The sequence below is a fragment of the Sphingobacterium lactis genome, assembly GCF_051951495.1.
Taxonomy (GTDB): Bacteria; Bacteroidota; Bacteroidia; order Sphingobacteriales; family Sphingobacteriaceae; genus Sphingobacterium; species Sphingobacterium lactis_A.
The window spans coordinates 391,995-405,856 of record NZ_JBNHAS010000001.1 but is presented as its reverse complement, the minus strand read 5'-3'; the positions used below and the strand labels follow the sequence as shown (position 1 = coordinate 405,856).

Annotated in this window: 15 protein-coding genes; 8 read left to right on the top strand and 7 right to left on the bottom strand. The window is 34.6% G+C overall.

Going from position 1 to position 13,862, the window contains the following annotated elements:
- Entirely contained in the window at positions 1–1,005 is a 1,005-nt protein-coding gene (locus ACP6L2_RS01725; RefSeq protein WP_440507587.1) for an SPFH domain-containing protein, read from the top strand.
- A gap of 203 nt (positions 1,006–1,208) precedes the next feature.
- On the opposite strand, the gene ACP6L2_RS01720 is transcribed toward ACP6L2_RS01725, so the two are convergent.
- Positions 1,209–1,847, bottom strand: a complete 639-nt coding sequence (locus ACP6L2_RS01720) for a hypothetical protein (RefSeq protein WP_440507586.1) — start codon at positions 1,845–1,847, stop codon at positions 1,209–1,211.
- 106 nt (positions 1,848–1,953) lie between these two features.
- Complete coding sequence (locus ACP6L2_RS01715; protein ID WP_440507585.1) at positions 1,954–2,394, bottom strand: hypothetical protein; 441 nt, start codon at positions 2,392–2,394, stop codon at positions 1,954–1,956.
- Between the two features lie 266 nt (positions 2,395–2,660).
- On the opposite strand from ACP6L2_RS01715, the gene ACP6L2_RS01710 reads away from it, so the two are divergent.
- From ACP6L2_RS01710 to ACP6L2_RS01700, 3 genes are all read left to right on the top strand, one after another.
- Positions 2,661–2,945, top strand: a complete 285-nt coding sequence (locus ACP6L2_RS01710) for a DUF7218 family protein (protein ID WP_440507584.1) — start codon at positions 2,661–2,663, stop codon at positions 2,943–2,945.
- Positions 2,946–2,956: 11 nt separating this feature from the next.
- Positions 2,957–3,985 (top strand): DNA topoisomerase IB, encoded by a 1,029-nt coding sequence (locus tag ACP6L2_RS01705; protein ID WP_440507583.1) that lies wholly within the window; start codon positions 2,957–2,959, stop codon positions 3,983–3,985.
- 122 nt (positions 3,986–4,107) lie between these two features.
- The gene (locus ACP6L2_RS01700) at positions 4,108–4,563 is read left to right on the top strand and encodes a PA2169 family four-helix-bundle protein (protein WP_440507582.1); all 456 of its coding nucleotides are present in this window, start codon (positions 4,108–4,110) and stop codon (positions 4,561–4,563) included.
- A gap of 390 nt (positions 4,564–4,953) precedes the next feature.
- On the opposite strand, the gene ACP6L2_RS01695 is transcribed toward ACP6L2_RS01700, so the two are convergent.
- On the bottom strand, positions 4,954–5,640 hold the full coding sequence (locus ACP6L2_RS01695; RefSeq protein WP_440507581.1) for a DUF421 domain-containing protein: 687 nt from the start codon (positions 5,638–5,640) through the stop codon (positions 4,954–4,956).
- Positions 5,641–5,728: 88 nt separating this feature from the next.
- Between ACP6L2_RS01695 and ACP6L2_RS01690 the strand changes: the two genes are divergently transcribed.
- Positions 5,729–6,619 carry an SDR family oxidoreductase gene (locus ACP6L2_RS01690; RefSeq protein ID WP_440507580.1) on the top strand — a complete coding sequence of 297 codons (891 nt, stop codon included), beginning with the start codon at positions 5,729–5,731 and terminating at the stop codon, positions 6,617–6,619.
- Here the strand turns inward: ACP6L2_RS01690 and ACP6L2_RS01685 are convergent.
- A complete protein-coding gene (locus ACP6L2_RS01685; RefSeq protein ID WP_440507579.1) occupies positions 6,582–7,106 on the bottom strand; it encodes a CinA family protein in 525 nt (174 codons plus the stop codon). The two genes, ACP6L2_RS01690 and ACP6L2_RS01685, sit on opposite strands and share 38 nt — an antisense overlap.
- A gap of 113 nt (positions 7,107–7,219) precedes the next feature.
- On the opposite strand from ACP6L2_RS01685, the gene ku reads away from it, so the two are divergent.
- Entirely contained in the window at positions 7,220–7,975 is a 756-nt protein-coding gene (ku, locus tag ACP6L2_RS01680) for a non-homologous end joining protein Ku (protein ID WP_440507578.1), read from the top strand.
- A gap of 19 nt (positions 7,976–7,994) precedes the next feature.
- Here ku and ligD read toward each other — a convergent pair whose 3' ends face one another.
- The 3 genes from ligD to ACP6L2_RS01665 form a co-directional block, all read right to left on the bottom strand.
- Positions 7,995–10,493 carry a DNA ligase D gene (gene ligD, locus ACP6L2_RS01675; RefSeq protein ID WP_440507577.1) on the bottom strand — a complete coding sequence of 833 codons (2,499 nt, stop codon included), beginning with the start codon at positions 10,491–10,493 and terminating at the stop codon, positions 7,995–7,997.
- A 169-nt stretch (positions 10,494–10,662) separates the two neighbouring features.
- On the bottom strand, positions 10,663–11,322 hold the full coding sequence (locus tag ACP6L2_RS01670) for a response regulator (protein ID WP_440507576.1): 660 nt from the start codon (positions 11,320–11,322) through the stop codon (positions 10,663–10,665).
- 2 nt (positions 11,323–11,324) lie between these two features.
- Complete coding sequence (locus ACP6L2_RS01665) at positions 11,325–12,404, bottom strand: sensor histidine kinase (RefSeq protein WP_440507575.1); 1,080 nt, start codon at positions 12,402–12,404, stop codon at positions 11,325–11,327.
- A gap of 498 nt (positions 12,405–12,902) precedes the next feature.
- On the opposite strand from ACP6L2_RS01665, the gene ACP6L2_RS01660 reads away from it, so the two are divergent.
- Both ACP6L2_RS01660 and ACP6L2_RS01655 read left to right on the top strand, forming a co-directional pair.
- On the top strand, positions 12,903–13,400 hold the full coding sequence (locus tag ACP6L2_RS01660) for an RNA polymerase sigma factor (protein ID WP_440507574.1): 498 nt from the start codon (positions 12,903–12,905) through the stop codon (positions 13,398–13,400).
- A gap of 241 nt (positions 13,401–13,641) precedes the next feature.
- Positions 13,642–13,860 carry a hypothetical protein gene (locus ACP6L2_RS01655; protein WP_440507573.1) on the top strand — a complete coding sequence of 73 codons (219 nt, stop codon included), beginning with the start codon at positions 13,642–13,644 and terminating at the stop codon, positions 13,858–13,860.
- Positions 13,861–13,862 lie beyond the last annotated feature (2 nt).

The following is a 13,862-nucleotide window of genomic DNA, read 5'->3' as shown; positions in this document are numbered from 1 at the left end:
ATGAGTTTATTTGATTTTTTTAAGAAACAACTGCAGACTGTTATAGAATGGCAACCGCAGCAAAGTGATTTATTAATCTGGAAATATCCAGCAGCGACAGATGAAATAAAAAATGCCAGTAAATTAATTGTCTCACCAGGGCAAGGATGTATACTTGTAAAAGAAGGAAAGGTTACTGATGTCTTCACGGAACAAGGTACTTTCTCCTTAAGCACAGATAACTTCCCTTTTATCACCAATGTGCTAAAGGCAGTACAGTTATTCGAAAGTGAACATAAAGTTGGATTATATTATTTCCGCTCTGCTGATGTATTGAACCAAGGATGGGGAACCAGCAGCCCTATCAAATACATGGATAGCCAATATAACATCCCTATTCAGCTAGCTGCACATGGAAATTTCTCCTATCGACTACATGATCCAGAAAAATTATTTACTCAGTTAGTAGGAACGGTACGCCAATATTCCACGCAAGAGTTTAGAGATGTTGCACAGTCAAGAATCTTGCAGATCCTCACTTCTCATTTCTCAAAGGCTCAATTACCCTTCAATAAAATTGACTCCCAATTGAATGAAATCAGCAAGCAGGTAAAGGAGGAATTAAACAATGAATTTGAAATACTCGGCATGCAATTAATAGATTTCCGTATTGAAGGCAATTTCTTTGATGAGGAAACGGAGAAAAGAATAGGTCGAATTGCCGATATCACTTCCGATAGTTTAGCGGCAGCTGAAGGTGGTCTCTCCTACGCTGAACTAGAAAAACTAAAAGCTTTGCGTGATGCTGCTAAAAATGAAGGTGGCCTTGCAGCTGTTGGAGCATCTTTAGGGGCTGGGGTTAGCTTAAGTCAAATCTTTACCGACAAAGTAGATGAGGTAAGTAAAGGTGATCCTTCAGATGATCCGCTTAAAAGGCTTCAGAAGCTCAAAATTCTATTGGATAAGAACATTATTACCCAAGAAGAATTTGATGCCAAGAAAAAGGAGATACTAAAGGAAATATAAAGCCTATTAGAAAACCTTTATATTAATCAAAACATTGAAGCCATCGATTACTTAGAGAATAGCCGATGGCTTCCTCAAAATATTCCGATCTTTTGTATTCATTACTTCAGAAGTGATCAAATCATAAAGATTATTCACAGCATTAAAAAAGCCCTGAACGGCCTCAGGGCTTATATCAAATAATAAACAACTTAAATAATATCTTAATATAAGTAAAGGTCTACCAGGTACCGCAAAACTTCGGTATCACTACTGAATTTATCAAGTAATTTTCTCCAGCTTTCTTCATTAAATTGAATTTCATTTCTCTTACTATCATTATACCACCATTTCCCAGAATTATCCTTTTCCAAACTTGCTGAATCACCATTGTTTTTATATTCCAAACCTTGATCGTTCCTTCGTATAGAAATGTTCACCGACCTATTATCGCCTTCATTAACATGATCACGATTGTTCCTAATATTTGATGTTCTTTCGCTGTCTCTATTCTCTTTGACGATTTCCGTTCCTAAAATATCGACTTCAAAGCTTGCCTTATAATCCCTTTCACCATAATTCTCGCGAATTAACCGACGAAATAAGCGACTCTTTAAACTCTTCTCATCAGGATCACCCGTGAAATACAGGTCTATATATTTCTTATCAAATTTAACCTCATTCCCTTGATTATCACTAAAAACCAATCCGTTAAAAATGTCCTTTTTTAGTTTGGCATCATATTTCCCATCCTGAGAAGTAAATTCCAAGTCTCCGAATATATTGGTTCTTGTTTTACCGGCTTGTGCAAATAATTGTTGACTAAACAATAATAAAGTAATGAATGTGGCAAATAATTTCATGATTATGATTTTTTATATTGGAGCTAAAAATCTCGAAAAGGATTAATTTTAAATGTCCTAATTTTTCAAAAAATGTCCAGCTAGTTTTTCTTTAAGATTACCGATGCTAATTAGGTCGTTTCATATTAAAGAATGCCTCCAATATTAACTTAACCTCATCATAATATTTCTTCCTATCAGGCATGCCAAGCTCCTCTTCTTGATGTCCCAATTCTACAGTATGCTCCAAATTAACAAGGTATATCTGTATATCAACCCGCTGCCTTTGTTCTCCTAGGTCACTTACCAAGAAATTAATGGTCATTCGGAAATGTTGAGTAAAAATACCCTTCGGAATATATCTTTTTTTGAACTGAAAAAAACCCTCTTTGCGGTCAATTTTCTCAATAAAAAAATCATTTTGCAAAGCAAATTCCCTAAGACCTGCATTCACCTCATCATAGGTAATATTATTGATGATCAGATGTTTTTCACCGGATTGGGCATACGAAGAAATAGTAATGAAGGAGAATAATAAAAAGAGTAACAGTTTTTTACTGAGTTTCATAATTAAGTATTTGTTAGTATATAATATAAGACTTACCCATTAAGGAAATAATAGGGTTGTTCGTAATTATGGACTTCGGATAGAAAGCAAAGTTTAACGGTAGGGAAAATTATTTTTCGAGTACCACAAATCAGATTATTGGACTAAATAGCAACTCTTCCCATAACGAAGTACATCAGTATAAGTTAGCAAAGACCTATATACATATATTTTAAATTCAAAATCAGGTACTTATACGGGTAACAAATAGTAAAATGAACTGTTCAATGCATACATTCACAAATAAAGAATTGGAGGATATGATGACAAAAGATCATGGAAGCAGCATTAAGAATGATGCAAAGTATGAAGCATTAAGAAAAGAAGGCATGTCGAAAGAAAAGGCAGCTAGAATTTCTAATGATCCTAACTCGAGCAAGAAAGGTGGCAAAGCGAGTGATTTAGGAGATCGGTCAAAGACTGAATTATTGGAAGAAGCAAAAAATATCGGCATTAAAGGTAGACACGATATGAATAAAGAAGAATTAATTGATGCCATTAGAAATCATTAAGGAGATTTCATATGATGGATGCTGCAGAGCTTCTTAAAAACAATAAAGCGCTTAATTTAATTTATGTAGATTGTAATGATCCAGGATATAAGCGTAAAGCTCTAAAATCTGGTTTTGTTTATCTCAATAGCCAAAACCAGATCATCAAGAATTCAAAGATCTTGGATCGCATTAAGGCTTTAGTAATTCCACCAAATTGGTCAGAAGTCTGGATATGTCCACATGAAAATGGACATATCCAAGCTACTGGTATGGATCAGAAATCCAGAAAACAATACCTTTATCATAGCTCTTGGTCAACTTTTCGCTCCAGCAGCAAATTCCATCTATTAAGCAATTTTGGCAAAACACTTCCACTGTTTAGAAAGAAGTTGAAAAGAGATATCCAAAGAAAAAATTTAGACTTAACAAAAGTTTGTGCTATTGCGCTTTGGGTAATGGATGAAACATCCATTAGGTCAGGTAATAGTTTCTATTGTAAACAAAATGGCTCTTATGGTTTAACGACCTTACTCAATAAGCAAGTTAAAATAGAAACCGATAAAATATTCTTTAAATATGTTGGAAAAAAAGGTGTACTCCAACAAAAATACCTAAAAGAAAAACGCCTTGCCAAGCTTTTGAAAACTATTAAAGATCTACCTGGTCAACAACTTTTTCAATATTATGATGAGAAAAAGGAGATTCGCCCATTAGAAGCGGTAGACTTGAACAATTACTTGCAAGAAATATTCGATTCTGAGATCACTTGTAAGACCTTTCGTACTTGGAATGCTTGTTTCTATTTTTTAGATTTTGTTGTCAACCATGAAATCCCTTCTCCGGATAAAGAAAGAAAAGAATTACTTATATCAGCAATCGATTATGTCGCTAAGCAATTGGGGAACAGTAGAGCAGTAACCCGAAAACATTATATTGATCCAAAACTAATTCAATCCTATGAAAGTAAAGAACTCGATAAATGGATCTCATCCACATCTTCAAAAACTGCAATAGAACAAGAAAAATCAATCCATCGTAAACTATTACAACTATTATAAGTCGGTTTCTCCATTCTTTGCATATTGAAAATCAACTTACTGAAAACCAATAAATTCCCAAATTCAAAATAGTTTCAACTATTTAAGTCTCCAAGCTGTTCATCCAACAAAAACATCATATCATGGAAAATACAGATAAAAAAGTCAATGTGGTTAATTCAGCAATTGAAATTAATAATGACCGCATTGCAGGTTATGAAAAAGCCATCGAGATTGTAAGTGGAGGCGACATGCAAGATTTAGTACCCATATTTCAAAAGTATAAAGAGCAATCCATAACATTCAAATCAGAGCTAACACCCTATGTACTACAATATGGGGAACAACCAGAAGAAGGCACTAATATGAGTGGTAAATTGTTCCGCATGTGGATGGATATAAAATCATTAGTAGCACCTTATACTGCCCAAACGGTATTAGATAGTTGTGAACGCGGTGAAGATGAATTTAGAGATGCTTATAAAGATATACTAAATGATGCATTAGAAGATTATTCCGGAATCGTGGATTTATTACAAACACAATTAAGCGATCAACAAGTCGCTCATCAACATATTCGTGAATTAAGAGATCGATAAATTACTTGTCCCAAATATCCATATGATTACAGGTAAGCGAAAACCCCAATTTCCTTACCTGTTTTTTATGCGATAAATACGTTTTTTATCATGTCAAATACGTCTTTTCAATATAAAACCCAACTAAAATCAAGGTTGATTGTTCTAAATAATAGGTAACAATAAAATTTTTGACAGCATGTTTTTATCTATATTTTTAGGCGTAATAGTGATTTTAGTCATAGGCTTTACGGTAAATAATATCCGGGCTTCTCATAAGAAAAAAACAAATTCAAATGATTTATAGTCCTACAAATCCATATTTCTAAAAAAATATTTTTTTATACAACCATACACCCCTAATCCCTGACATCGCTTTGTTAGGGATTTCCTTTTTTAGGACAACATAATTTAATGATATAGACTGTTGATGGCATAAGTCCATTTTTCCTTATGGCATTTACAACATTTCTTATCCTGTGGAATTTCTTTTTCAATATTACCGCAGAACATACAGGCAACAGGTCCTTTCCCTTTTTCAATTGTCTTAATTTCCTTATAATGATCAGGAAATAACGGGAGTCCATATTTTACTTCATCATCCGCATAACGTAATACACTTAAAGAACCATCAATTTCTAATACCGCCATCCTTACTTGTCCCAAATGTTCAATAGATGCATTCCTCAATTCCGAGAAGAACTCCATCTTTGTAAATGTTGTTTTATTTTCCGAAGTAACCGCAAATTCACCATCTCGAACGATGATAAATATCTCCCCTTCTAACAGACGATTAACAAAATCAAAACGTGCGGCCAACCATGTGATCAATTTATAAAATAGAATTACGGTGATAAAAACCATTACTGCATGTGCTAAGGGAAAATCATCTTGAAACATGGGATCCCCAGCTGCTGAACCCAATCCTAAAATAATGGCCACTTCAAACAATGTCAATTGCCTAACCCCTCGCCTCCCAGAAATTCGTAACATCACTAAGATTAAAACAAACATAAATAGGGATCGAAGAATGATTTCTAGAAGAAATGAAGGCTCTACACCATCAAATATCATGGTATATAAGGTATTTCCGTCCATAGGTGTTTTTTTTATTATTGAACGATTATCCCCTTAAATTGTTTAGAAGTAAACAAGTTGCATTGAATTTTAAAATAATTCAAATACTATGGAAACTAGAACAGAAGGAAATCCGAAGAATTTATATCCTAAACCACCTTTCAAAAAACAAGATCAAGAACCTCCTGGTGAAACTAAGCGTATGGACCCTCGTCCTGATCATGGTGAACTGAGCTACGAAGGCAATAATCTTCTACGAGGTAAAACAGCCATAATAACTGGTGCAGATTCTGGTATTGGCAAGGCTACTGCCATTGCTATGGCAAGAGAAGGTGCAGACATACTGATTGCCTATAAGGACAGTATCGAAGATGAAGATGCAAATGACACCCTGGATTGGGTAACTAAAGCTGGAAGGAAAGCTGTTCTTTTCAAAGGTGATATCAGGTCTGAAGATACCTGCAAGTCCTTAATAGATCTTGCTGTTCAAGAATTTAAACATATTGATATTTTGGTAAACAATGCTGCTTATCAGATGTCTTACAAAACTATTGAGGAGATTTCGGCGGAGGAATGGAATAAGACTTTCGAAGTTAACCTTTCTGCCATGTTCTATATGGTGAAACATGCTTTACCACACATGCGCGCAGGATCAAGTATCATCAATACTACTTCGGTAAATGCCTATGATCCCAATCCTACCCTCATTCCCTATGCAGCAAGCAAGGCCGCCATTCAAAATTTCACCTCCAACTTGGCGCAAAAATTCCTCGAAGACAACAAGGGAATTCGTGTCAATGCAGTTGCTCCAGGACCTGTATGGACACCTTTGATTCCTAGTACCATTCCTGAACATGAACACTTTGGGGATAATACACCGATAGGAAGACCAGGTCAACCTGCAGAAATTGCTCCTGTATATGTATTTCTAGCCAGTGCAGCTGCCTCATATATCTCTGGTGCTACGATTCCTGCAACGGGTGGTCGTATAACCATTTAAGATGTAATAGCTCCTCTAAAACATTCAAACTGGCATTGAAGGTCTCTATATAAATATCAGCAGCATTTTCATTTGCTATATAGAGCCTTTGTTGAATTATATGTTCTTCACACGAACATATTAAAAAAACCTCACCTTCCGCTGTGTGTGGATTAGGTTCATCTCCTTCATACGCCCTGCCGGTGATAGAAAAATAAATATCAGCATCTATTAATTTCTTCAAACCAGCTAACATTGCCATAGTCACTTCCATGGATTCTGCAGTGAATTGTTCAATTAACGTTTCGGAAACCTTTAATAAATCGGTCTTAACTGATTCATGAAAACATACTATACCACCCTTTAAACACGCTCCTGCATCCACTTGCAAACTCCATACACTGCTCATAAATCCAGCGGTCATACTCTCCACAAATGCTAAACTTAATCCTCTTTCCTGCAATTGATTTCCTAGTTCGTTTAATTGCTTATGATTTATCTGACGCATGATTTCTCCCTTTTTGGTTAAACATTCTTCCGCGTAAATCGTTTTCTATTTGAAGGAACAGCTTGTAAAGAACTTAATGAGCTGACAATTGTTTACTATAAAAAGATAATATTATGAGAGCTATTTGGACAGGTGCTATTGGTTTTGGATTGGTAAATATTCCAATAAAAATTTATTCCGCAACACAAAGTTCTAGCTTAGATTTTGATATGCTTGACCGAAAGGATCAGGCTAATATCAAATATAAACGCGTCAATGAAAATACGGGTAAAGAAGTAGAATGGGATAACATTGTCAAAGGATTCATGCTCAAGGATAAATATATTGTGCTGGAGGATGCTGACTTTGAAGAAGCCATGCCAGAAAAAACAAAAATGATTAGCTTACAATCTTTTGTCAAGTTAGAGGAAATTGATAGTATTTACTTTGATACCCCTTATTATTTAGAACCTCAAAAATCAGGTGAAAAAGCCTACCAATTACTTTTAAAAGCACTTCAGAAAAGTAAAACAGCGGGGCTTGGAACCTTTGTTATGCGAAATGTAGAAAACCTGGCTATTATAAAAGCAAGTGATCAAGTCCTTGTTTTAAATAAATTAAGGTTTGATGAAGAAATTCGAAATCCCGAAGAGTTAAAAATTCCTAGTTCAGCTAAAATCTCCAAAGCAGAGATGGATATGGCTTTACAATTGATAAAAATGAACAGCAATGAATTTGACATATCCCAGTACAAGAATGAATACAGTAAAGAATTACTAAAAATCATCAATCAGAAAAGCAAAGGAAAACGGGCTACTATCCGTAAAATCAATGTTGAAAACACCAAAGCAACCGATTTATTGGAAAAGCTGAAAGCAAGTTTGGCTTAATTGAAAGCTGTCCATTTCATTAAAGCATGGCTAAAGCCTTCTTTAAATCTACGGTATCTTTCCAAATAGTAGACCAGGGGTCATTCACCTTGGCCCGCTCAACCATATTAAATATATCGAAATCTTTGATATCCAATTTATCATTGATTTCCTTCCATGCTAATGGTGCACTTACCGTCGCACCGGGCTTTGGTCTTACTGAATATGGGGCTGCTATAGTCTGACCTTGATTGTTCTGAAGGTAATCCAAATAAATTAATCCCTTCCGCTTCTTAGGATCACGAATTAGACTGGTTGTATTTTCATGTTTTTGCTGTGCCAATTCAGCTATCAACTGTACAAAGTCTCGTACAATATCATAATCGTACTTTTGATTGACATTGAAATAAATGTGAAGACCCGTTGACCCAGAGGTTTTAATATATCCTGGAAGATTAATTTTATCGATAATAGCCTTTACGGTAAGTGCTACCGCTTTAACCTCAGTAAAATCTGCTCCATTAGGATCCAAATCCAATACAGCAAATTGAGGTTTGTCTGGAACTTTATAAGTTGATAACCAAGGATTAATTTCTATTGATCCCAAATTAGCAATATACAATAAGCTTGCTTCATCATTGCATAGCATATAATCAATATGCTTATCGGTACTTTTAGAATAAACTTCAGTGGTCTTTATCCATTCCGGTAATTGATCAGGCTCCACATCCTTCTGAAAGAAACTTTGTTGGTCGATTCCATTTGGAAAACGATGCATGGAAATTGGCTTATCTTTTAAGTAGGGCAAGATATAGGGGGCTATAGTCTCATAATAATTCAACATATCCCCTTTGCTTATCTTTTCTTCTGGCCAATAAATCTTCTGTAAATTCGTAAGACTAACTTTTTTCTTGCCGAAAGTTAATTCTTTTTGTTTTTCCTTTTGCTCATCATTTTCCATAGCCAATTCATTTTTTGTTTCGATTTCAACTTGATCTGCTTTTTTATCTGTTCGGAGGCCTTTAAATACGGGATGCCTTAAGTGTTGATCAGCTGTCCATTCTGAATAATAAACATCACAAACCAATTCAGGTTTGAGCCAAGTAACTTGTGCTTCCTTAGCTACCTTTTCTTCTTTGGGAAATGGTTTTGTTTTACTGACAATTTTTGAAAATTCAGCATGAAGATCCTTTAGCATCCCCTCATTAAATCCGGTACCACAATTTCCAATATAATGTAGGCCATCTGGCTTATTTATCCCTAGGACTAAAGCACCAAACTTTGACCGTCCACCCTGAGGTTCTGTATAACCACAAATAATGGCCTCTTGAGTCTGTCTTAATTTCACCTTAAGCCATGCACTGCTTCTTTTCCCTGCTTGATAGGTACTATCAGCCCGTTTAGCCATAATTCCTTCCCAATGTAATTTTTCCGCATGGGCTATTAATTTATTGGCTTCTAAGCTTAATGGTTCGACTAATTGTATTTGCTCTGACTCTATCTTTTTGAATAATAAGTGAAGTATTTCTTTGCGTTCCAGTAAACTGTAGGATTGTAATTCTACGCCATTCAAAAACAAAGCATCAAATACATAATAGACTAGATTTAACTTCTTATCTATTGGTTCACCTGATGCTAATAATTGAAAATTAGGATTATTCTGTTTATCCTCGATCACGATTTCACCATCCAAAACAACATCTTGAGAAATAGCTTTTAATGCCTTTATTAAACTTGGGTATTTCTTGGTTAGCTTATTCCCATTTCTGGAAATCAATTCTACTTTTCCATTTTTTATGGAACAAATAGCACGAAAACCATCAAACTTCTTTTCATACAACCAGCCCTCCTCTAAGGGTAAATCAGTAGCTAGTTTACTGAGCATGGGTGATTGCACCTCTTGCTCCTGCTCGTCTATTATTTTAGTGTTTTCACTTTTTTTTGTCGGGGCTTTTTTTTTAAAATCTTGTCCCGCTTGCTTCACCCCCTTTGCCACTAAATTTTCTGCATCAAAGGATTGGTCTGTTGCATAGTTATCCTTATGCTTTATGAGCAACCATTGGTTTTCTTCGTCATTTTTCATGCGTACTAAAGCGAATTCCCCTTTGAATATTTTCCCATTTAGTGAAAACTTAATAGAACCAGCTTCCAAGTTTTTCAGAAATTCCTTTTCATCCTTTGCCTCTAGAAAATCGTATGTTCCATGATCAAAGACGATCACTGTCCCTGCTCCGTAATTTCCCTTTGGAATGGTTCCTTCAAAATCAGCATAATCTAAGGGATGATCTTCTACTTGTACAGCCAATCTACGATCTTTGGGATTCAAAGACGGTCCTTTAGGCACAGCCCATGATTTTAAAACGCCATCGACCTCCAACCTAAAATCATAATGTAAGCGCGTGGCATGGTGCCTTTGTATAGTAAATATCAATTTCTTCTTTTTCCCCTTCAAACTTTTGCTTGTCGATTTATCCTCAGCCGAAGGTTCCGATGTTTTAGAGAAATCACGCTTCTTTTGATATGTTCCTAATTTTGCCATTGACCTTTTTCCTAATGAACAAGATTGTCCCGAGAAGGTTTATAGAAAGTCTAAAATAAAAATGCGGAAAAAGTGCTTAAACTTTTTCCGCATCATGATCAACCTAATAATAAGGTTTCACAGGCTTTTATGATGAATATAAATTCATCAACACTATAGATCGAACCATTTATTTTAACAACCCATTCAAAACAGCAAATTTTATTAACGCTGCAGTGTTCTTAGAACCTGTCTTATCGATTAAATTCTGCCTATGCCCTTCCACAGTACGCTTACTTAAAAAGAGCTTCTTTGAAATTTCCAGGTTAGTATAACCTTCACCTAGCAATTCCAAAACTTCCAATTCCCTAGAGGATAAATCAATATCCATTTTACCCTCCTCTTGGTTAGATGCTTTATTCTTTTCAATTAGCTTTTTGACAAAAATCAAAGAGATCTCCTCACATATATATTTCCCACCTGCAACAATATGATTAATGGAAAATATCATCTCGTCAGTTGCCACATTTTTCACTAGATATCCATCCACTCCTGATTCAAAAGCTTTTGCTACATGTTGGTCGCAATTCAACATTGTTAACACGATCTTTTTAATTTCTGGAAATTTCAATGAAACTTCCTCAATTAATTGCAAACCATCCATTACCTCCATATTTAAGTCGGTGAGAATGGCATCGCAATCTAGTCCTGCGTATAATAAATCTAAGGCCTCCTTTCCATTTCCGACATCCGCTACAACCTCAAAATTTTCTTGTGAATTCAACAGTAATTTAATTCCGTTTCTCACGACCGAATGATCTTCGACCAACATTATTTTTATCCTAGTCATATTTATATTGTGCGTAATACGATCTGTATGCTTGTACCTGTCGAGGAACTATTAATGTTCATCTCGCCATTGTATAACTCCGCCATATTTTTGATCGTTTTAAGTCCTGTTCCTTTATCAAAACTTTCTTTAGTATCTTCCTTAAATCCAGTACCATTGTCCATTACAATAACCTGAATTTCTTCCTGATATGTCGTTATGGAAACTTTTATTTCAGAGCCATCCGTATGCTTCATCGAGTTGTTCAATAATTCTTGTACAATCCGATAAATAACCAATTGTATTTCCTTATTTAATTGATTAACCTGGTCTGGAATCTGACATGTAATTTTAAAATCGATGGTAGAAAAGCGTTCAGCCATAGTTATGATAGCAGTTTTCAATCCAAAATCATGTAAAACAGCCGGAACGAGATCAACCGATATATGACGAACTTGATGAATAGCATCATTCAACAACCTTTTTAAAGGCATAACCTCATGATATAAATCCTTATTCTTAATCACCAAGTGCTGAATGTTTAAACGAATGGCATATAATAATTGTGCAACACTATCGTGTAGCTGTTGTCCTATTCGTTGTCGCTCTTGTTCTTGTGTATCTATTATTGCTTGGTAGATTTCATGATTGTGGGAAAGCCAATCAGAGTCTGGGCAAAATTCCTTGTCAAACATTAATAATCCATAATTGGACTCCCCAAATGAATTGCAAAACTTCTTTACAAAGGTGTCTACTGGAATAGGTTGCCCCATATTTTTTATAAATCCCAATTTTATCAATAAAGGAGATTGTCCATGATGTCGATTTTGAAAAGTATGCTTTAATTTAATGGCATCTTCACTATGTAAGAAGGTAAATATGCTCCTTCCCATCATCTGTGAATTATCTTTACCAAAGAATGATTTTATCCGATCATTAACTTTACTAATTTGAAAAAACTTATCCAATATTATAATCGCAAATGGCCCCTCTTTAAAAAAGAGATCATAACTTAAAGCTTCTAAATCTGCGCGCTCGTCAAATAAGGAATATTGATTCCTTTTTTGAGAATCGTCCAATGATTCATTTTCTGCTGATTTCATAATAATAAACTTTTTAAAGTTTAATTAGGTAGTAATGAAATACTTTTCTAAGTCGATGTAATTTTCGTTAAGATGCATTTAAACTCTTCATCCCAGTAAGCCCTTTCTTAACTACCTTCAAATTTATAGAATAAATTTATTTCTTATTACATCTTATATCCCAATTAAGCTGAATACCGTATTTTTAAATTATTTCAGGTATTTAACACCACAAATCAACCTATATTTTCCTTTTAATTCCCATGGATTAGAAGATAATGGAAAAATACCTTTTTTTACTTCGCTTTAATAACTTATAAATTAGGCTATTGTTTTAATTTTACGGTAATAATACCCAACCATGACAGGAAAACTCCATATTTAGCCCTTTGGGCAAAATACGTCAAGACCTGTATAAATACGCGTTTTTACATATATCCTAACCTCAACAAAACATCCTGTAATACAATACGTTATAATAATACACTTTTAACATCGCTTACTTAAATTACGGATATTATGAAAACTGCAATAGAAACGACCATCCTTGAGAATTCTCACATTTTAAAAAGATTGGCAAGTAACTTCACCACAGATCCTTTTGAAAAAGATGATCTTGTTCAGGAAACTTTTGTCCGTTCATTAAAATCATTGGAGAAATTTATACATCACCCAAAATTAGTTTCTTGGCTGTATGTCATCATGAAAAACATCTATCTAAACCGTTATCGACGAGAGGCTATACATCGTGTTGCTGAAAAAGAAATCTCATCCAATATGCAATACAATGGGAACTCTTATAATTCCGCAGAATCTAAGTTTGTCATTTCCGATATTCAGAATAGTATAAACAGCCTTTCAGATGAAAATTATCAGATATTCAATATGTATCTGGAAGGATTTAAATACTACGAAATTGCGGAGTATATGAATATAAAGGAAGGAACAATAAAAACACGCATCCATACTGCTCGTAAAATCTTAAAAAAGAAACTTCAGGTCTATAAGCCAAAATAAGCTATCAAATAGACCTATCTATCAACAATGACCAATATTGGTCATCCATATATAGAAAAGCTGCTAATTGAACAATTAGCAGCTTTTTAATAAAATAATCGTTTTGGCAAGAAGCATTATTGTTCTTTCACAGAACTTAAGGTTATTGACTGAAAATACCTCCAGTTGATAAAAATACATGTACAAACATTTTATATTATAGATTGTTAAACATCATAATATAAACCAAAACATGATGACTATGAAAAACAATCTAATTCTAAAAATGCGTCCAATGGCTATTTTAATGTTTCTATTTTTGTCTTTACAAACATTCGCACAAGAAAAAGACCTTGACATCAATGTAGATATTGACAAAGGAGAAGACAATTTCTTCGCCAAACCTTGGGTATGGGTCGTTGGGGGAGCCGTATTCATTCTTTTATTAGTAGCCTTGCTAAGAGGTGGAGGAAAGAAATAATT